Source organism: Streptomyces sp. GLSS-08, from assembly GCF_056387915.1.
The window spans coordinates 162,460-180,836 of record NZ_JBWJAQ010000007.1; the positions used below are offsets into that span (position 1 = coordinate 162,460).

General features: G+C 71.4%; 18 protein-coding genes. 8 read left to right on the forward strand and 10 right to left on the reverse strand.

Features of this window, described 5'->3' with window-relative positions; translation table 11 throughout:
* Position 1: 1 nt before the first annotated feature.
* The 4 genes from AC0ZLC_RS14755 to AC0ZLC_RS14770 all read right to left on the reverse strand — a co-directional run bounded on the left by AC0ZLC_RS14755 (position 2) and on the right by AC0ZLC_RS14770 (position 4,720).
* Positions 2-1,723 (reverse strand): ABC transporter substrate-binding protein, encoded by a 1,722-nt coding sequence (locus AC0ZLC_RS14755; protein WP_476752392.1) that lies wholly within the window; start codon positions 1,721-1,723, stop codon positions 2-4.
* Positions 1,724-1,893: 170 nt separating this feature from the next.
* Positions 1,894-1,986: an Ms4533A family Cys-rich leader peptide gene (locus AC0ZLC_RS14760; RefSeq protein WP_358850189.1), complete on the reverse strand. Its 93-nt coding sequence runs from the start codon at positions 1,984-1,986 to the stop codon at positions 1,894-1,896.
* 56 nt (positions 1,987-2,042) lie between these two features.
* Positions 2,043-3,686, reverse strand: a complete 1,644-nt coding sequence (locus AC0ZLC_RS14765) for a DUF3152 domain-containing protein (protein ID WP_476752393.1) — start codon at positions 3,684-3,686, stop codon at positions 2,043-2,045.
* Positions 3,687-3,694: 8 nt separating this feature from the next.
* The gene (locus AC0ZLC_RS14770) at positions 3,695-4,720 is read right to left on the reverse strand and encodes an alpha/beta fold hydrolase (protein ID WP_476752394.1); all 1,026 of its coding nucleotides are present in this window, start codon (positions 4,718-4,720) and stop codon (positions 3,695-3,697) included.
* A 310-nt stretch (positions 4,721-5,030) separates the two neighbouring features.
* On the opposite strand from AC0ZLC_RS14770, the gene AC0ZLC_RS14775 reads away from it, so the two are divergent.
* From AC0ZLC_RS14775 to AC0ZLC_RS14790, 4 genes are all read left to right on the forward strand, one after another.
* Entirely contained in the window at positions 5,031-5,249 is a 219-nt protein-coding gene (locus AC0ZLC_RS14775) for a hypothetical protein (protein WP_476752395.1), read from the forward strand.
* Between the two features lie 168 nt (positions 5,250-5,417).
* Complete coding sequence (locus AC0ZLC_RS14780; RefSeq protein WP_476752396.1) at positions 5,418-6,059, forward strand: TetR/AcrR family transcriptional regulator; 642 nt, start codon at positions 5,418-5,420, stop codon at positions 6,057-6,059.
* A gap of 143 nt (positions 6,060-6,202) precedes the next feature.
* A complete protein-coding gene (locus AC0ZLC_RS14785) occupies positions 6,203-6,430 on the forward strand; it encodes a DUF3107 domain-containing protein (protein ID WP_006379546.1) in 228 nt (75 codons plus the stop codon).
* Positions 6,431-6,598: 168 nt separating this feature from the next.
* A complete protein-coding gene (locus AC0ZLC_RS14790; RefSeq protein ID WP_476752397.1) occupies positions 6,599-6,868 on the forward strand; it encodes a hypothetical protein in 270 nt (89 codons plus the stop codon).
* Positions 6,869-6,963: 95 nt separating this feature from the next.
* On the opposite strand, the gene AC0ZLC_RS14795 is transcribed toward AC0ZLC_RS14790, so the two are convergent.
* Entirely contained in the window at positions 6,964-7,722 is a 759-nt protein-coding gene (locus AC0ZLC_RS14795) for a ferritin-like fold-containing protein (protein ID WP_476752585.1), read from the reverse strand.
* Between the two features lie 459 nt (positions 7,723-8,181).
* Between AC0ZLC_RS14795 and AC0ZLC_RS14800 the strand changes: the two genes are divergently transcribed.
* Together AC0ZLC_RS14800 and AC0ZLC_RS14805 are read left to right on the forward strand one after the other, a co-directional pair.
* Positions 8,182-10,440, forward strand: a complete 2,259-nt coding sequence (locus AC0ZLC_RS14800) for a DEAD/DEAH box helicase (protein WP_476752398.1) — start codon at positions 8,182-8,184, stop codon at positions 10,438-10,440.
* A 378-nt stretch (positions 10,441-10,818) separates the two neighbouring features.
* Positions 10,819-11,769, forward strand: coding sequence for an alpha/beta fold hydrolase (locus AC0ZLC_RS14805; RefSeq protein ID WP_476752399.1), 951 nt, complete (start codon positions 10,819-10,821; stop codon positions 11,767-11,769).
* Between the two features lie 30 nt (positions 11,770-11,799).
* Here the strand turns inward: AC0ZLC_RS14805 and AC0ZLC_RS14810 are convergent, their stop codons facing one another.
* Complete coding sequence (locus AC0ZLC_RS14810; RefSeq protein WP_476752400.1) at positions 11,800-12,696, reverse strand: NYN domain-containing protein; 897 nt, start codon at positions 12,694-12,696, stop codon at positions 11,800-11,802.
* Between the two features lie 247 nt (positions 12,697-12,943).
* On the opposite strand from AC0ZLC_RS14810, the gene AC0ZLC_RS14815 reads away from it, so the two are divergent.
* Complete coding sequence (locus AC0ZLC_RS14815; RefSeq protein ID WP_121405831.1) at positions 12,944-13,096, forward strand: hypothetical protein; 153 nt, start codon at positions 12,944-12,946, stop codon at positions 13,094-13,096.
* Between the two features lie 139 nt (positions 13,097-13,235).
* On the opposite strand, the gene AC0ZLC_RS14820 is transcribed toward AC0ZLC_RS14815, so the two are convergent.
* The 4 genes from AC0ZLC_RS14820 to AC0ZLC_RS14835 all read right to left on the reverse strand — a co-directional run bounded on the left by AC0ZLC_RS14820 (position 13,236) and on the right by AC0ZLC_RS14835 (position 16,699).
* Entirely contained in the window at positions 13,236-13,841 is a 606-nt protein-coding gene (locus AC0ZLC_RS14820; RefSeq protein ID WP_476752401.1) for a MarC family protein, read from the reverse strand.
* 360 nt (positions 13,842-14,201) lie between these two features.
* The gene (locus tag AC0ZLC_RS14825; protein WP_476752402.1) at positions 14,202-15,071 is read right to left on the reverse strand and encodes a PHP domain-containing protein; all 870 of its coding nucleotides are present in this window, start codon (positions 15,069-15,071) and stop codon (positions 14,202-14,204) included.
* Positions 15,072-15,326: 255 nt separating this feature from the next.
* Positions 15,327-15,968 (reverse strand): DUF6758 family protein, encoded by a 642-nt coding sequence (locus tag AC0ZLC_RS14830; protein WP_476752403.1) that lies wholly within the window; start codon positions 15,966-15,968, stop codon positions 15,327-15,329.
* 146 nt (positions 15,969-16,114) lie between these two features.
* Positions 16,115-16,699, reverse strand: coding sequence for a suppressor of fused domain protein (locus tag AC0ZLC_RS14835; protein WP_476752404.1), 585 nt, complete (start codon positions 16,697-16,699; stop codon positions 16,115-16,117).
* Positions 16,700-17,257: 558 nt separating this feature from the next.
* Here AC0ZLC_RS14835 and AC0ZLC_RS14840 point away from each other — a divergent pair.
* The gene (locus AC0ZLC_RS14840; RefSeq protein ID WP_476752405.1) at positions 17,258-18,370 is read left to right on the forward strand and encodes a magnesium and cobalt transport protein CorA; all 1,113 of its coding nucleotides are present in this window, start codon (positions 17,258-17,260) and stop codon (positions 18,368-18,370) included.
* Positions 18,371-18,377: the final 7 nt, after the last annotated feature.

An 18,377-nucleotide genomic window follows, 5' to 3' on the forward strand; every position in this document is an offset into this window, starting at 1 on the left:
TCTACTTCACCGCGACCTGGGAGATGTCCAGCACGCCGGTCCAGTCGCTGATCACGATGTTCTTGACGTCCTTGCCGTACAGCCGCTTGTAGACGGGGTGGAACAGCGGCACGGTCAGCGCCCGCTCGCCGATCTTCTTGTCCAGTGCGCCCCAGCGCTCGGCGGCCTCGTCGAGGTCGGTCAGCTTGTTGATGGCGTCGATCTCGTCGTTGACGGACTTGTCGTTGAGGAAACCGGTGTTGAAGTTGGCGCCGTCCTTCACGATCTGGCGTCCGTCGAAGATCGGGGCGAGGAAGGGGCCGCCGGAGGGCCAGTCGGCACCCCAGTGGGCGAGGAAGAACCCGGGCTCGGTCTTCGCGCTGTGGACCGTGTCCGAGTAGTCGTTGTCCTCCAGGCCCTGGAGCTTGACCGTGATCCCGGCCTTCTTCAGGGCGTCCTGGACGGCGGTCGCGATCTCCGGGCTGGTCTCGAAGTCCTTCGCGTTGGAGTGCGTCAGCGTGACCGTGAGCCCGTTCTTGTAACCGGCCTTCTCGAGCAGCGCCTTGGCCTTGGCCGCGTTGCCGGACCGGCCCGCCGGGAAATGGTCGTACGGCGTGTAGCCGAAGGACTTCTGGTCGGGCAGGTAGGTCGTCGCGGCCTCGGCGAGCGAGGAACCGCCGGCCGCGTTGATCACCGAGGAGCGGTCGACGGCGTACGAGATCGCCTGGCGCACCTTCGGGTTGTCGAACGGCTTCACCTTCGGGTTGAAGGCGATGTAGTCGGTGTAGCCGAAGTGCCCGGTGCCGACGCGCGAGGCGAGTTCCTTGTCGCCGGAGACCTTGGCCAGTTCGGCGGGACCGAGGTTGGTGTCCGTGGTGACGGCGGCGCCGTCCGCGCCCTGGGACGCCGACAGCCGCTGGTTGATCACGGAGGAGTCGAGTCCGGACCGTACGTCGATCCTGTCGGGGTAGGCCTTGCGCTCCTCGTCGGTCGCCGCGGACCAGTGCGTGTTGCGCTCCAGGACCAGCCGCTCGCCGTCGTTCTCGTTCTTGACGACCTTGTACGGGCCCGAGGAGACCGGGTGCTCCTCGTACTTGGTGCCGTTGTCCTTGGCCTTCGGCACGGGCGCGAACTGGGTCTGCGTGGCGAGGTAGGGGAACTCGCCCTCGGGCTTGTTCAGGTGGAAGACGATGGTGCGCTCGTCCGGGGTCTCGATCGAGTCGAGCCCCTTGCCCTTGTCCTTGTACGGCCCCTGGTAGTCGGCGCCGCCGATCAGCCAGTCCCTCAGGTACGGCGCACCGCCGGAGAGTTCGGCCGCGAAGGAGCGCTCGATGCCGTACTTGATGTCGGCGGAGGTGATCGCGCTGCCGTCCTCGTACGTGAGGCCCTTCTTCAGGGTGTACGTCCAGACCGTCGCGTTCTTGCTCGGGCGGCCGGTGTCGGTGGCCAGGTCGGGGACGACCTCGGCGCCGGCGGCGCCGTCCTCGCGGTTGCGGGTGGTGAGGGTGCGGAAGACGAGGGAGGGGACGTTGCCGCCGCCCGAGGTGTAGAGGCGCGCCGGGTCGAAGTCCTCCTGCGGGTTGGCGTTCAGGACCGTCAGCGTGCCTCCCTTCTGCGGCTTGGAGTCGCCTCCGCTGCTCTTGGCATCGTTGTCCTCAGGGCCGCAGGCGGCAGCACCCGCTGCCACGACCAGGCTGACGGACACCGCGGCCACACGGCGCGCTATGAGGGACGGTTGACGCATCGGAAGACGACCTCTCGGAAATTGTCTCGCATGGCGAGACGACACGACACAGAGTGAGACGAACCTGAGCAGAGCTCGCCCCGGGCGTCGAGAAGCGCGTCGAGAGAACAGCCGTGAAGGACAGACGAAACCCAGAAGGGGAAACGCGACGCACGCGCCGGGGGCGGGCGTCAGCGACAGTGAATGTCGGCCACGCAGAGCGCGGTCACACCGATGAGCGCCAGCTCAAGGGCGGCGCATCCGGAGGTGTGACGAGGCGACATGCGGAGAAATATGAACGAACTTTCGCCTGATGTCAACGCGACCCGGGCGCCCCCTGTCAACTCCCGGGATACTGCCAGGGATTGGCTTTGCAGTGGATTCCGTCATGGTCGAGGAACTTGGTCTGCTGCTGCATGACGGGAGCGAGGTCGCCGTCCTTGCCGCAGGTCACGTGGCCGAAGCCGAGCCGGTGACCGACCTCGTGGTTGATCAGCATCTGCCGGTACGAGTGAATCCGGTCACCGTAGGTCTTCGATCCCTGGGCCCACCGGTAGGCGTTGATCATCACGCGTTCGGTGGCCGCCGAATCGCACGACACGTTGTCCTCGGTGGTGTCGAGTCCGGACTTCGCGCACCACTCGGCCGTGGTGCCCGGACTGGCCAGGGTGATCACGAAGTCGGGCTTCCCGGAGGAGATCCGCTCGAAGGTGCGGGCCCCGCCGTGTGCCCAACTCCGTTCGTCGTTCAGGGTTTTCTGCACGGCCTGGGCGAAGAGTTCGGGGTCGAGCCCCAGTCCCTGCTCCACGTCCACCCGGTAGGTGTACTTGCGCCCCTTGCCCGGCGCCTTGTCGAAGCCGAGGACCGCGTCGAACTTCCCGGATCCCTTGAGCTTCGCCCCGAGCGTGTACTTCTCACCCATCTTCTGGTCGTACGTCAGCGGTACCACGCTCGGCGTCACGGAGGGCGTCGGGCGGTGGTCACCACGGGAGGCGAAGTCCCTGGCGTCCCGGTCACCGCCTCCGGCGGCCTGCGGCCGCACCCTGCCGTCGTCGCGTCCGGCGGCGGCCTGTCCGGCGACGACGACCGCCAGCACGGTCGTGACGGCGGCGGCCGCGATCCCCGCGAAAGTCCACCCCTTGCCGTTCCTGGTCTTCTCCGGCAGTGCCGGCTGGTCGGCACCGGTGTCCGGTCCGGCGGCCCCGGCCGGGGGCCCGCCGGTTCCGCGCGGCGCGGAGTCGCCGTCGTCCCCGCCGAAGGCGTCGAGGTAGGCCTGCCGCGGGCCGCCCCTGCGGGCCTCCCGCCGCGGTGCCGGTACGCGGGGGCCGGACCGTCCGGGGGGCGGCTCGTCCTGCGGCATGCCGCGGGGGACGCCCAGGGGTGCGGTATGCGGTACGGCAGGAGCCGTCCCGTGCCCGGCCGCGACAGCGGCGGCCGCCGCGCCCATCCTCAACTCGCCCCACCCGCCGCCGGTTTCCCGGGACTCGGGATGCCCGCCCCGCGCCTGGGGCACTTTCTGCGCGGGTGTGCCGCCGGGAAGGCGCGGCACACCGTGAGCGGGCGTCCTGTCGGGGAAACGCGGCGCCCCGCGAGCAGGCGTCCCCTCGGAAAGGCGCGGCACATCACGCGCGGGGGTGCCGTCGTCGAGGCGCGGAACCCCACGGCCGGGCGTCCCTTCGGAGAACCGCGGCACCCCGTGCGCAGGCGTGCCGTCGGAGAACCTAGGCACTCCGTGCGCAGGCGTGCCGTCGGGAAAACGAGGTACCCCGTGGGCGGGCGTACCGTCCGGGAGGCGCGGCACCCCCTGTGCGGGCGTGACCTGCGGCATCCGGGGCATTCCCCGCGGCGGAGTCCCGGCCCCCGGGGCCTGCGCCGCCGCGCCGGCCACCGGCACGGTCACTCTCGGAGGGGCCGGCTGTTCGCCGGCTTTCCCGCCGGCGGCGCCGTCCTTGTCGGCCCGCCCGCGGCGGCTGTGCCGTCCCACGCCCCGCCTCAGCTCCCCGCGCCCGCGTTGCCGACCCCGTCCTTCGCGGCCGGGGCGTCCGTGACCGAAGACCCGTCCAGCTCGCCCGAGTCGACCAGAAGTTCACGGAATGCCGTGGCCACCGTATCGGGATACTCCATCATCGCGACATGCCCGGCGTCGGGCAGCGTCAGCAGCCGCGAGTCGCGGAAGGCGCGGGCCGCCCGCCGGGCCATGCGGAATCCCACCAGCTGGTCGCGGCCGCCGTAGACGAGCAGCGTCGGCGCGAGCACCCGCTCGGCCTGCCGCCACAGCCCGTGCTGACCGCCCAGCGTGTACGCGTTGACGATGCCGCGTGTCGACCGCGCCATGGCGTCCCAGAAGTAGGGAAGGGCCAGACGCCGCTCCATCTCCTCGACCGCGTTGCGGAAGCCCTCGGGCGTGACCACGGTGGGGTCTCCGTAACAGAGGGCCGTGACCCCGCGTACGCGCTGCTCCGCGGTCCAGCCCCTGGTGAACCGGGTGAACAGGGGCGCCATGCCGGGCAGCGCCAGCAGCGCGGTCGGCCACGCCGAGCGCTGCGCGCGGATCTCCGGGAGCGCGGGCGAGACCAGGGTGAGGGTGCGGACGAGATCGGGACGCACGGCCGCGACGCGCGTCGCGACCGCGCCGCCCAGCGAGTTGCCGAAGAGGTGCACCGGGCCACGCCCACAGGCGTCGAGATAGCGGATGACCGCGCGCGCGTGCCCGGTGAGCGAGTAGTCGCCGTCGTCCGGCGGCGGGGAGTCGCCGAAGCCCGGCAGATCGAGCGCCTCGCTGTCCACGACGCCGTCGAGCAGCGGCATCAGCGCCGACCAGTTCTGGGAGGACCCGCCCAGTCCGTGCACGTACAGGGCGGGCGGCAGCCCTTCCCGGGCCGGCGGCCTCGACCGGACGGTGAGGGTGACGCCCGGCAGGCCGACCGAACGCAGCCGCTCCCCCTCGGCGACCCGCACGGAACCGACCCTCGGCGTCACGGTGTTGGCCAGCACGGACGGCAGCTCGGTCGAAGACATGCGGGCAATGTTACGAGACGATCACGCAGTGGCTCACGTGTTCGCCGTCACAGCTCCCGAGGTTCCGGTTCCGGGCGTTCGGGGCGAGCGGCACCGTGAGACCGGCACGACCGCACGACCGGCACCTGGCATCCGGCGCGACCGGTCCCCGAATCGCATCGTGACCGGGTCACGAATCGCATCGTGACCGGGTCCCCGAATCGCATCGCGTTCGGATCAGGTGTCTCCTAGGCTCGAAACAGGGCACCCATATGTCGCCCCTGCTTCGCACCGCAGGGCGTTCGAGAAAGCTTCAGGAAGGGAGCCCGCCATGGCCATCGACCCCACGGATCCGGAGACGTTCGAGGACGAGCAGTCGACCGCCCGGATCCACGAGGAGACCCCGGAGGCCGACGCCGCAGAGCAGCACACCGAGGTGGCTCCGAGCCGCGACGAACCGCTGACCGGTGCCGATCCCGGCAGCGCCAACGAGGCCGACCTGGCCGAGCAGGCACGCGTCGTCTCCCTCGACGAGGACGACTACCGGTGAGAGGGAGGTGGGTCCCCTGACCGCCCTGCCCCCGTTTGACGAGGTCTGCGCGGCTATCGCTCCTGTCCGGTCCGTGAAATTGTGCGTCCGTGGCGCGCACACCGGGGTTACCGAAAAGTACGATGGCGGCGCGGCGCACACCGCATGTGGACGATTTTGGGAGGCGGCGTGACAGCCATCGAGCAGACAGAGGCAGCACGCCCGCGAGGCACACGCCTGCCGCGCCGTGCCCGACGCAACCAGCTCCTCGGCGCGGCCCAGGAAGTCTTCGTCGCCCAGGGGTACCACTCGGCCGCGATGGACGACATCGCCGAGCGGGCGGGTGTCAGCAAGCCGGTCCTGTACCAGCACTTCCCGGGCAAGCTGGACCTGTATTTGGCCCTCCTGGACCAGCACTGCGAGTCCCTGCTGGAAGCGGTGCGCACGGCGCTCGCCTCAACCACCGACAACAAGCTGCGCGTCCGCGCCACGATGGACGCCTACTTCGCGTACGTCGAGGACGAGGGTGGCGCCTTCCGGCTGGTCTTCGAGTCCGACCTGACGAACGAGCCCGCCGTGCGCGAGCGCGTGGACCGGGTCACGGTGCAGTGCGCGGAGGCCATCTGCGACGTGATCGCCGAGGACACGGGCCTGTCCCGGGCCGAGTCGATGCTGCTCGCCTCCGGGCTGGGCGGACTGGCCCAGGTGGTGGCCCGTTCCTGGCTGCACAGCGACCGCAGCGTGCCGCGCGACCAGGCGGTCCAGCTGCTCACGTCGCTTGCCTGGCGCGGCATCGCCGGCTTCCCGCTGCACGGCAGCGAATCCCACTGACGTACGGCGGGCGCGTTTGTTCCCGTCCGCTGTTCGCTGATGGCGTTCTCGGACGGAACGTGTACGTCCCCTCACCGGGCTAATGTGTGCTGCGTACGGCGCGGAGGAACGCGCACATCACTGACCGTCGGAGGGACAAAGCCGTGGAGGTCAAGATCGGCGTGCAGCACGCGCCTCGCGAGATCGTTCTGGAGAGCGGTCAGAGCGCCGAGGAGGTCGAGCGCGCGGTGTCCGAGGCGCTGGCCGGCAAGTCGGCACTGCTGAGCCTCGTGGACGACCACGGCCGCAAGGTCCTGGTCCCGGCCGACCGTCTCGCGTACGTGGAGCTCGGCGAGCCCACAGCGCGCAAGGTGGGCTTCAGCGCGCTGTAGTCGAGACAGCGCGAAGGGGCCCGGCGGCATCAGCCGCCGGGCCCCTTTCCGATGATCTGAACTGCACAGACGAAGCACATCGCCCGGACAGGGGAGGATTGCCTTCCGCACCTCGGGGGTAGATCGAGTAGGACCGATTTGCCCCAGCCGTGCGGGAGGGAACCCACCATGTTTTTGGAAGCGCTCGGCTCTGCGATCCTCGGTCTCGCGCTCGCCTGGGCGGCGCAGCACCGCCTGTCCCACCGGCTCCCGGCGCACAGTCTCGTCCTGTCGACGGGCGTCGCCGGAGCCCTTTTCGGAGCCTTTCTGACCCACAGCGCGCTCGGACCCGGCTACTTCGTGCCGACCCTGATCGGCGCGATCGCGGTGTCGTCCGCCTCGCTGTCGCTGCTGCTCCGCCCGGCCGAGAGGTTTCGCCGCCGCTCGGCAACGGCGTAGGACCGCCGCGCACCGGGCGCCGCACTGAGCCGACGGACGCCGGCCTGCCTTCTCGAAAGGCCGGCCGGCGTCGTGAACGTCCGTGGACCCTCCGGTCAGGCCGCCAGCCCCAGCGCCGCCATGCGCTTGGTGTGGGCCTCGGTGATCCGGGAGAACATGCGGCCGACCTCCGCGAGGTCGAACCCGTCCGCGACCCCTCCGACCAGCATGGTGGAGAGTGCGTCGCGGTCGGCGACCACTCGCTGCGACTGCGACAGGGCCTCGCCCATCAGCCTGCGGGCCCACAGCGCGAGCCGTCCGCCGACGCGCGGATCGGCGTCGATCGCGGCCCGCACCTTCTCGACGGCGAAGCTGGCGTGCCCGGTGTCGTCGAGGACGGCGAGGACCAGACGCCGGGTGTCGGTGTCGAGCCGCGCGGCGACCTCGCGGTAGAAGTCACTGGCGATCGAGTCGCCGACGTACGCCTTGACGAGCCCCTCGAGCCAGTCCGAGGGGGCGGTCTGGCGGTGGAATCCGTCGAGCGCGGCCACGAACGGCTCCATCGCCCCGGTCGGTTCCACACCGACCGCGGCCAGCCGCCCGCGCAACTGCTCGAAGTGGTGGAACTCGGCCGACGCCATCTTCGCCAGCTCCGCCTTGTCGTTGAGTGTGGGCGCCAGCTTGGCGTCCTCCGCGAGCCGCTCGAACGCCGCCAGCTCGCCGTACGCGAGCGCTCCGAGCAGGTCCACGACCGCGGCTCGGTACTGGGGGTCCGCGGAGGCCGTGTCCCAGTTCTGGGCGGCGACCGCGGTGGCCGCGGGAGCGGTTTCGGCGGGGGTGGCAGCGGCGTTGTCGGGCGTCGTCATGAAGCGCACAATAGCCCGCTCACCGCGGCGTGGACGTTCCTGGTCAATCAGTGTGACGACGACCATGTGACCGAATCGGCCATCGCGTGTGCGTGATTCCGGGGTATGGTGGTAATGCGCCCGTTGAGTACTGCGACGGGCCGCGTGAATGAGGATGCCCGGTCGGAGGCCCGATCGGCTCCGACCCGACAGACCTCCACGTCCGTACGGCACCTTGCGTACGACACCGGAGGAACCCTCAGCGGTACGAGCGCTCGAGCGTCGGCAGTGGTCCCATGCCACTCGGCCAGCCCGCAAAGCGGCCGACGTCCCCGGCACGGTCCAGACACGACCCCCGCGCTCGCCTCGCACCGCGTACACAGAAGAGGCAGCACCCTGACTACGACTTTTCGTGACCTCGGAATCCTTCCCGAGACGGCCGAAGCCCTGGAGGCCGTCGGCATTCTCAACCCCTTCCCGATCCAGGAGATGACGCTCCCGGTCGCCCTCACGGGCAAGGACGTCATCGGCCAGGCGAAGACCGGCACCGGCAAGACCCTGGGTTTCGGCCTTCCGCTCCTGGAGCGCGTGACCGTCCCCGCGGACGTCGAGGCCGGCCGGGCCCTGCCCGAGCAGCTCACGGACGCCCCGCAGGCGCTCGTCGTCGTGCCGACGCGTGAGCTGTGCACCCAGGTCACGAACGACCTGCTGACCGCGGGCAAGGTCCGCAACGTGCGCGTGCTCGCCATCTACGGCGGTCGTGCCTACGAGCCCCAGGTCGAGGCCCTGAAGAAGGGCGTCGACGTGATCGTCGGCACCCCCGGCCGGCTGCTGGACCTCGCGGGCCAGAAGAAGCTGGACCTGAAGCACATCAAGTCGCTCGTCCTCGACGAGGCCGACGAGATGCTCGACCTGGGCTTCCTGCCCGACGTCGAGAGGATCATCAACATGCTGCCGGCCCGCCGTCAGACGATGCTGTTCTCGGCCACGATGCCGGGCGCCGTCATCGGTCTGGCCCGCCGCTACATGTCGCAGCCCACGCACATCAGCGCCACGTCGCCCGACGACGAGGGTGCGACGGTCCGCAACACCGCGCAGTACGTCTACCGCGCGCACAACATGGACAAGCCGGAGATCGTCTCGCGGATACTGCAGGCCGACGGCCGCGGTCTCGCGATGGTCTTCTGCCGCACCAAGCGGACGGCGGCGGACCTCGCCGACCAGCTCCAGCAGCGCGGTTTCGCGTCCGGCGCGGTCCACGGCGACCTCGGACAGGGCGCCCGCGAGCAGGCGCTGCGCGCCTTCCGCAACGGCAAGGTGGACGTCCTCGTCTGCACCGACGTCGCCGCTCGCGGCATCGACGTCGAAGGCGTCACGCACGTCATCAACTACCAGTCCCCCGAGGACGAGAAGACGTACCTGCACCGCATCGGCCGTACGGGCCGCGCGGGCGCCAAGGGCATCGCCGTCACGCTCGTCGACTGGGACGACATCCCGCGCTGGCAGCTCATCAACAAGGCGCTGGACCTCGGGTTCCCGGCCCCGCCGGAGACGTACTCCACGTCCCCGCACCTCTTCGAGGAACTGAGCATCCCGGCCGGCACCAAGGGTGTCCTGCCGCGCGGCGAGCGCACCCGCGCCGGGCTCTCGGCCGAGGCGGTCGAGGACCTGGGCGAGACGGGCGGACGCGGTCAGCGCGGGGCCCGTGGTGGCCGCGCCGCCGCGCCGGTCGTGGAGCGCGAGAGCGAGCGTGAGCGCCCGGCGCGCACGCCGCGCCGCCGCCGCCGTACGCGCAACGGGACGCCGCTGGAGGAGACCGCCGCGTCTCCCGCGGTGACGGCCACCGAGCCCGCCGAGCCGGCCGGGACCGCGGAGGCCACCGAGCCCCGTACCCCGCGCCGTCGCCGCCGTACCCGCGGCAGCGGGGCGTCCGCCGAGCCGGTCGCGGTGACCGAGACCACCGCCGAGCAGCCGTCGGCCGAGGCCGCCGTCGACACGGCCGAGGGCGTCACCGAGGAACCCTCGAAGCCGCGCCGCCGCCGCACTCGCAGGACCGCGGAAGCGGCGGCCGCCGAGGCCCCGGTCGCCGAGGCCCCGGTCGCCGAGGCCCCGGTCGCCGAGGCCCCGGTCGCCGAGGCCCCGGTCGCCGAGGTCCCGGAGACCACCGAGACCAAGCCGCGCCGCCGCACCCGCAAGGCCGCCGCCGCGCCCGTCGTCGAGGTGGCACCCGAGGCCGCCGAGGTCGTGGAGCCGAAGCCGCGTCGCAGCCGTGCGAAGGCCGCGGCGCCGGAGGCCGAGGCCGCTCTGGACACAGCGGAGGCCAAGCCGAGGCGCCGCACCCGCAAGGCCGCGGTTGTCGTGGCCGACGCCGACATTCCGGCGCAGGCGGTCGACGAGCCCGAGGCCAAGCCTCGTCGCCGCACGCGCAAGGTCGCGGAGGCAGCGGTCGAGACCGCAGAAGGTGCCGCCGAGACCCCGGCCAAGCCGCGCCGCACGCGCAAGGCCGTCGCCGCCACGGCGGAGGCCGCGAGCGAGGTCGCGGAGGCCAAGCCGCGCCGCAGCCGTGCCAAGGCCGCGGCGCCGGAGGCCGAGGCCGCCGTCGAGACCACGCCGAAGCGCCGTACCCGCAAGGCCGCGGTTGCCTCCGTCGACGCCGCCATCCCGGCGCAGACGGCTGAGGAGCCCGAGGCGAAGCCGCGTCGGCGTACGCGCAAGGCCGTCGCAGCCACGGAGCCCGCGGACAGCTGATCACCGACCCGATGGCCCGGTCCCCGCACTTGCGGGAACCGGGCCATCGGCGTCTCCGCACGCCGCCGGGGGGCCAACCCCCGCATCAGCACCCGGCGTTGCCGCTGGGGCCGGGTGGTACGGCGAACCCGGCGCGAACGAGGTGCAGCCGAGCCGAGACACCCCGCACCCGCCCTCCCACCGAAGGGGCCGTGCCGGTACATCAGATGCCCGTTGCAGGTCGGGCAGACAACCCCGGGGCCCCATGTGACGCGGCCGGTCGCCCGACATGCAACGGGCGGATGTACCGGCGCGGCCCCGACCCACCCACCGGGCCAAGGCGCGACGGGACCTACCCACCCCGGGAGAAGAGACACCCCGCACCGATAGCCTCGCTGCATGAGCAGGCCGCCGACCTTCGTCCCCCCGCCCGGTGTCCGCGCGTACCGTCTCGCGACCACCCGCGGCGAGTTCGCCGTGCTCGACGCGACACCGCAGGCACCGCGCGCACCGCAGGAACCACTGGCACCGCACGCACCCCAGGCACCGCCGAAGGGAACCGCCCTGCTGGTCCCCGGTTTCACCGGCAGCAAGGAGGACTTCATCGCGCTGCACGAGCCGTTGGCGGCGGCCGGATACCGGACCGTCGCCGTGGACGGCCGCGGCCAGTACGAGACTCCTGGGCCCCCGGACGACGAATCCCCCTACGCACAGGCCGAGTTGGCGCAGGACGTACTTGCGCAGGCAGCCGCCCTCGGCACCCCCGTGCACCTCGTTGGCCACTCTCTCGGCGGACAGATCGCGCGCGCCGCGGTCCTGCTGGACCCGACCCCGTTCAGCTCGCTCACCCTCATGTCCTCGGGCCCCGCCCAGATCTCCGCACCCCAGCAGCAGCGCGTGAAACTGCTGAGAGACGCCCTCGCGGTGATGGGCATGGCCGACGTCTGGGAGGCCATCCAGGCGATGGAGGCCCCCGCGCAGACCGGCCCGGGCGACCCCGGCGACTCGGACGGCCCCGGTTCCGGCAACCTCGACGCCGGCCTGGACGACCGCGCCGACCTGCGCCGGCGCTGGTTGGCCAACAGCCCGGCCCAGCTCATCGCGACGGGCCGGCAACTGTGCACGGAACCCGACCGCGTCGCGGAACTCGCCGCCGTACCCATACCGGTGCACGTGCTCTCCGGCGCCTTCGACGACGCCTGGCCGGTGCCGCTCCTGGACGACATGGCCGTACGCCTGCACGCGCAACGCAGCGTCGTGCAGGGCGCCGAGCACTCCCCCAACACGGACCGGCCGCGGGAGACGGCCCAGGCCCTCGCCCGCTTCTGGGACCGGTGCGGCCCGGCCTGACACGCGCCGGTCGGTCCCGCCGGGCACGTCCTAGTACTGCGCCTGAAGATGCGCCCAGAAGCCGTCCCGCAGCGCACGCCGCAGATCCGCCTGCCCGCGCAGGGAGTACTGGAGCAGCCCCTCGGCCTCCACGAGCAGGTCCTGGTCGACGGACCCCGGCAGGTAGGGGTGCCCGGGGAGCAGGTCCACGAGCGCCTCCCGCCCCCGCTCCGCGAGCCACTTCGCGGCGATCTGCGCGCCCACGAACCGCACGTCGTCCCGCCCGGGCCGGGCCGTCCCGGCGGCGTCGTACGTGGTGGCGGTCCGCCGGGACACGTACGGCTTGATGAAGTCGAGGTCGAACGTCCGCTGGCTGTCGACCTCCCACAGCAGCGGCTCGGCCTGGTTGCGGCCCTCGGGCACCTCGATCCCCCACAGGTGGACCCGCGCCCCGTACCCCTGCGCCGCCTCGACGGCCGACACCAGGTCCTCGTCGCCGCCGAGCAGGGCGGCGTCGCTGATGGCACGGTGCCGGGCGAGCGACTCGAGGTCGCTGCGGATCAGCGAGTCGACGCCCTTCTGCTGGTTGTTGGCGTTGAGATTGCCGAGGCGCACCTTGACGTCGGGCAGCTCGGCGATCGACTGCTGCTCGGAGGTGTGGATACGGCGCCGCGCGCCGTCGTACCAGTAGACGCGCAGCAGCCTGCTGTCCGCGAAGATCGTGCGGGCCCGGTCGATGAGCGCCTCGATGAGGCCTCCGGCGTCGAGGTCGAAGGCCCGACGGTCCTCGGACCCGGAGACGAGCCGTCCGGCGGCCGCGTACAGATACCCGGCGTCGACGAAGATCGCGTGGGTGGAGGGCGTCTTCGCCACCTCGGCGAGCATGCGCTGGAGCAGCTCGTTCGTACGGTCGATGCGGCCGCCCAGCGCCGCGAGGTCGTCGTTCATCTCTGCCATTGTCCCGGCGGTCACGCTGCGAACACAACCGGCCCCTGCCGGTCCGGCCGGGGGCCGCAGCCGCCTTCACCCACCTCTTACCGGTCAGTAATTAGGTTCTCGAAAAATTTCCTTAGCGTAGGGAATGTTTGTAACACGCATCCCGTTGAATCCGTATGAAGCGGAAGGGCAGCGACGCCCCACGCCTCACACATCAGTAGTTCTCCTCAGGAGGATGACCAGACGAAGGGAGAAGCCAATGCGCTTCGAAATCATGCGACTCGACGATGTCGACGGCACCCCCGTGGACACGACCGTCGTGGACGCCGCCTCCGTCAACCGGATCGTTCAGCAGGCCGCGGCCATCGGCCAGCGCCTCTGGATCCGCCCGGCCGACTCGACTGCCTCGTAACACGCGGGTGATTTCCACGTAACCCGCAGACGGTTCGCAGACTTCGGAGCCCCCGTACGGCACATGCCGTACGGGGGCTTTGCACGTGGCCCGCGCCGAGGGCCCGGCGCCACCCGTCGGCGCCACCGGCCCACGCCGCTCAGGCGCCGCGGATCACCTGCGTGACCCCGTTGATGATCTGCTGCACGGCGATCGCGGAGAGCATCATCCCCGCGAGGCGGGTCACCAGCACGACACCGCCGTCCTTGATGACGCGGATGATCAGCAGCGAGTACCGCATGACGACCCACAGCACGACGTGGATGGCGAGGATCGCGGCCCACACGGACACCTGGGTGGTCGCGGTGTCCGCCTTCTGGACGGCCAGGATCACGGACACGATCGCGCCGGGACCGGCCAGCAGCGGCATGCCCAGCGGTACCAGGGCGACGTTGACGTCCTTGGTCTGCTTGGGCTCGTCGGTCTTGCCGGTCAGCAGGTCGAGGGCGATCAGCAGCAGGAGCAGCCCGCCCGCGATCATCAGCGCGGGCACGGACACGTGCAGGTAGTCCAGGATCTGGTGCCCGAGCAGACCGAACACGGTGATCACACCGCCGGCCACGCAGACGGCCTGGAAGGCCATGCGCTTCTGCACCTTGCCGGGACGTCCGGCGGTGAGCGCGAGGAAGATCGGGGTGATCCCGGGGGGATCCATGATCACGAAGAGGGTCAGGAAGAGGGAGCCGAAGACGGCGACGTCGAACACGGTGGTGCCTTGCTGCTTGCGGAGAGACGAGACGGGCAGGACGAGGCGGCCACGCCTTGCGGGCGGAGGCCACACATACGGGTGTTGCGAGGAACGGACCAGAACGGAACGAGCTCGGGCAATCGGAAGGAATCCCGACCCCGGTTCCCCACCCCGGTCCCGGCCCCCGGCCCCGGCCCCCCGGTCCCGGCCCTGGTCCCGGCCAGACCCGGAAACGGACCTGGAGAACCGGAGCCACCGAGACCGAAGAGGCCGAAGAGGCCGGACGAGCCAGGGACGCCGTGAGTCCGAAGAAACGGTCGGCCCGGGCCACGCCGGCTCGGACATCGTCACCGGCCCGCGAAGCCCGACGGGACAGGCCTAGACGGAGCGGCGGCTTCCCCCCGCGCCGGGCACGGGGAACGCCCCGGTGGCCCGCCGGGTGATCTCCCCGTAGACCTCGGGGTCGGTGGTGTACTCACCGAGCGCACACGACTTGCGGCTGCCGTGGTAGTCGGAGGACCCCGTGATGAGCAGCCCCAGCTCGGCCGCCAGGCCACGCAACCGCGCCCGGGTGGCCGGCTCGTGGTCCATGTGGTCGACCTCGATGCCGTCGAGTCCGGCGGCGGCGAGCTCGGCGATCGTGGAGTCCGGCACGGTCCTGCCGCGCTTGGCGGCGCCCGGGTGGGCGAACACGGCGACGCCGCCCGCGCCCTTGATCAGCCGGATCGCTTCGAACGGGTCGGTCTCGTGCTTGGGGACGTAGCCCCGGCCGCCGTCGGCCAGCCACTCGCCGGTGAAGGCGTCCCCCACGGTGGGCACGACGCCGATCTCGACCAGGGCGGAGGCGACGTGCGGGCGGCCGACCGAGCCGTCGCCCGCGATCCGTGCCACCTGCTCCCAGGTGATCGGAACGCCCAGTTCCTGGAGCTTGGCGACCATGGCCCGCGCGCGCGGCACCCGGTCGTCCCTGACCAGCTCGCGCTCGGCGAGCAGCTCGGGCTCCTCGGGGTCGAAGAGGTACGCCAGTACGTGCATGCCGACGCCGTCGAGCCGGCACGACAGCTCGGCGCCGGTGACCAGCGTCAGCCCCCCGGGGAGGGCGGCGATCGCCTCCGCGTGGCCCCGGGTCGTGTCGTGATCGGTCAGCGCGACGACGTCCAGTCGGGCGGCGGCGGCCTTGCGGACCAGCTCGGCGGGGGTGTCCGTACCGTCGGAGGCGGTGGAGTGGGTGTGCAGGTCGATGCGCACGACGCGGACTCCAAGCGGTGTCGGTACGGAAGGGGCTGCTCAAGGATAACGGGAATCCGACGCCCCCCTGTCACACCCGCTACGGCCGAGCACCCCCTACGCCCGCCGCGCTCCACCCCGCAACCGGAGCACACAGGAACCGCACGGACCGCACCCCGTACGGTCGGGCACGGCGCCGGCAGAGCTCACACGAACCGCACGAAGCGCCCCCCTGTGATCGCGCACGGCCGAGCGGGCCGCGAGCGGGTGCCGTACCTACGGCTCCAGAATCCGTGGCGACAGCGCCCCGCACGGCAGCAGGTCCACCTCCGCACCGGCGTCCCGCAGGTCCGTCAGCACCAGTTCGTCGTACATCAGCAGCCCCGACTGCTCCGGCCACACGACGGCCCACAGCCACAGGCCGCGCGCCTCGCCCGCGAAGACGGCGCGGTCGTCCGGGGAGCCGGAGACGAGCCAGAGCGGGGTCGGCCGGCCGGCCGCGAGGACCTTGGCCTGGGGAGGCTTCTCGACGTTCATGTACGGACCGGGGTCGGGGCCGTCGACGCCCGCGTACCGCGCGCCGAGGCCGACGCCGAGTTCCTCGGCGACGAGGACCAGCTCCCCCATGCCGCCCAGCGGGCCGGGGCCCGAGCAGGCGACGACGGTCGCACGGCCGCCGCTGCGGTCGTCGCCGGCGCAGCCCACCCCCGTGAACAGCCAGCCCACCGGCAGCGGCCACGGCATCCACACCGGGACCCGCGCGCGGTGCACCACGACACTGAGCGCCTCGACGCTGGGCGGGATCACGGGCTGCAGCGGATGCACCGTCCCGTGCACGTCGCACTGCCAGGAATCGGAGAAGAGTCCGGGAGCCCTGACCCGGCCACCACACTTCGGGCAACTGGGTTCGCCCCTCATAAGCCCCAACGGTCCTCCCCGTCCTTCGCCGCGTCAAGGACGATCACCCGTCCGGCGTGAGCCCTTCACCCCGGGTGAGTAGGCACCCGCACTCGTCGGCGGGACCGGCGAAGGCCGGATGCGGACTCGTACGGAGCCGCCGCGGCTCAGTCCAGCGGGACGGACCTGCGCAGCGGATCGCGCAGGTCCGTCCCGCTGCTCAGCCAGCGTTCCTGGAGGGCGCCTGCGCCGTGCACCCTCTTCCAGGCGGCCTCGTTCGGGGTCATCGGCAGCAGCGGCAGGAACCGCACGGGATCGGCGGGCGCGTCCAGGTCGAGGTCCTCCACCAGACCGCCCGACTCGGCGACCAGGACGGACGTGAACGGCGCTCCCGGCCACAGGGGTTCGCCCACGTCGAGAGACGCGCCCGGGGCCACGACGAGGCCCTCCACCTGTGGGGAGGCGGCCAGTACGGCGAGGGGGCGGAGCACCTTGTCGGTGTCGGCACCCGCGGCGCGCACCGACAGGACCAGCTCGGCGCGCGGGCCCTTGACCGGGTCGGCGAGGACCGCGGTCGGGTCGCTCATCGGCTGCGCCGACATGCCGAGCGTGGCGTAGCGGACGACGTCGCCCGCGGTGAAGCGCAGCACTTCGATGCGGTCGGTGCCCAGGAAGGTGACCGCGGCGCGCGCGTCCGGCTCGCCCAGCGCGGAACGCAACCGGGTCTCGACCAGCGGGAGAACATCTGCCATGGGCCGAGCATAGGCGGCGCTTTTCCGACCTGGGCACCCCGCACGCACCCGGCGCCACGGAGTCAACAACGCGCAAAGCGGGGACTTGACGCTTCGGTGCGCTGATAGTCTTGGCCGCTGGTCGGGGCAGCACGCAGAAGCGTCGCTCTCGAGCCTCGACGCATGCGACTCCCCCTCGGGGGACGGATCGTCCCTCACGGGGGACCGGCCGGAGGAGGTGGGGCTGCAATGGACCGAAGTCGACCGTGCAGTACCACCCGCTCTTCCGGCCGCTGACGCAGCTTCGGCTCTGCCTGTCTGCCGCTTCCCGCGCTCGCATCTTTGTCTGTCCGGTGCACCGACGGAAGAGCACTTCGTTTCCGCCTGATCCATCCGACTGATCCGTCTGATCTGAATCAGTAGCGAAGCTGCCACCGCGACGGTGCGGTGCTCCCCGCTTTGTGGACGTGCCGGACATCCTTCCCCTGCCTCGACGGGCGGGGAGGCCCCTTGCAAGGACGTCCCCATTCCGGGCAGTTCCAACCGTCGCCGGCGGCCTCCGTATGAAGGAGCCTGCCCATGTCGATGATCCGTGACCTCCGTGCGGCGGTCCGTCCGCGCCCCTCGCTGCGCAAGGACAGTGGCTCGTACGACGCCACCCGCGACCCGGCCACGCCCTCCGCCGTGGTCGACTGCGCGGTCTACCTCGACGGCGCCCGCGTCCAGAGTGGCGGGCAGCTGACACCGCACGAGGCGATGCGTCAGGTGCGCCGCGACGGCGGTTTCGTCTGGATCGGTCTGCACGAGCCGACCGAGGCCGAGTTCGCCGGTATCGCCAGCGAGTTCGGGCTGCACCCGCTGGCCGTCGAGGACGCGGTGCAGGCGCACCAGCGGCCCAAGCTGGAGCGGTACGACGACACGCTGTTCACCGTCTTCAAGACCATCCACTACGTCGAGCACACCGAACTCACCGCCACCAGCGAGGTGGTGGAGACCGGCGAGGTCATGTGCTTCACCGGGCGGGACTTCTTCATCACCGTCCGGCACGGCGGGCAGGGCTCGTTGCGGGCGCTGCGGCACCGGCTGCAGGACGACCCCGAGCTGCTGTCCAAGGGCCCCTCGGCCGTGCTGCACGCGATCGCCGACCACGTCGTCGACGGGTACATCGCGGTCGCCGACGCGGTGCAGGACGACATCGACGAGGTCGAGACGGAGGTGTTCTCGCCGGGCCGCAAGGGCACGCCGCGCGGCACCGACGCGGGGCGGATCTACCAACTCAAGCGCGAGGTGCTGGAGTTCAAGCGTGCGGTGTCGCCGTTGCTGCGTCCGATGCAGCTGCTGAGTGAGCGGCCGATGCGGCTGATCGACCCCGACATCCAGAAGTACTTCCGGGACGTCGCCGACCACCTGGCCCGGGTGCAGGAGCAGGTCGTCGGCTTCGACGAGCTGCTCAACTCGATCCTCCAGGCGAACCTCGCGCAGGCCTCCGTCGCGCAGAACGAGGACATGCGCAAGATCACGTCCTGGGCGGCCATCATCGCCGTGCCGACGATGGTGTGCGGGGTGTACGGGATGAACTTCGAGCACATGCCCGAGCTGCACTGGCGGTTCGGTTACCCCGTGGTGATGGGCATCACCGTGGTCATCTGCCTGGGCATCCACCGCACGCTGAAGCGCAACGGCTGGCTCTGAGCGGGCC

What these genes read in the sequence shown, in the direction of transcription:
- AC0ZLC_RS14755 (WP_476752392.1), bottom strand. Translation starts at nt 1,723, where the DNA reads ATGCGTCAACCGTCCCTCATAGCGCGCCGTGTGGCCGCGGTGTCCGTC.
- AC0ZLC_RS14760 (WP_358850189.1), bottom strand. Translation starts at nt 1,986, where the DNA reads ATGTCGCCTCGTCACACCTCCGGATGCGCCGCCCTTGAGCTGGCGCTC.
- AC0ZLC_RS14770 (WP_476752394.1), bottom strand. Translation starts at nt 4,720, where the DNA reads ATGTCTTCGACCGAGCTGCCGTCCGTGCTGGCCAACACCGTGACGCCG.
- AC0ZLC_RS14775 (WP_476752395.1), top strand. Translation starts at nt 5,031, where the DNA reads ATGGCCATCGACCCCACGGATCCGGAGACGTTCGAGGACGAGCAGTCG.
- AC0ZLC_RS14790 (WP_476752397.1), top strand. Translation starts at nt 6,599, where the DNA reads ATGTTTTTGGAAGCGCTCGGCTCTGCGATCCTCGGTCTCGCGCTCGCC.
- AC0ZLC_RS14800 (WP_476752398.1), top strand. Translation starts at nt 8,182, where the DNA reads ATGACGCTCCCGGTCGCCCTCACGGGCAAGGACGTCATCGGCCAGGCG.
- AC0ZLC_RS14805 (WP_476752399.1), top strand. Translation starts at nt 10,819, where the DNA reads ATGAGCAGGCCGCCGACCTTCGTCCCCCCGCCCGGTGTCCGCGCGTAC.
- AC0ZLC_RS14810 (WP_476752400.1), bottom strand. Translation starts at nt 12,696, where the DNA reads ATGAACGACGACCTCGCGGCGCTGGGCGGCCGCATCGACCGTACGAAC.
- AC0ZLC_RS14815 (WP_121405831.1), top strand. Translation starts at nt 12,944, where the DNA reads ATGCGCTTCGAAATCATGCGACTCGACGATGTCGACGGCACCCCCGTG.
- AC0ZLC_RS14830 (WP_476752403.1), bottom strand. Translation starts at nt 15,968, where the DNA reads ATGAGGGGCGAACCCAGTTGCCCGAAGTGTGGTGGCCGGGTCAGGGCT.
- AC0ZLC_RS14835 (WP_476752404.1), bottom strand. Translation starts at nt 16,699, where the DNA reads ATGGCAGATGTTCTCCCGCTGGTCGAGACCCGGTTGCGTTCCGCGCTG.
- AC0ZLC_RS14840 (WP_476752405.1), top strand. Translation starts at nt 17,258, where the DNA reads ATGTCGATGATCCGTGACCTCCGTGCGGCGGTCCGTCCGCGCCCCTCG.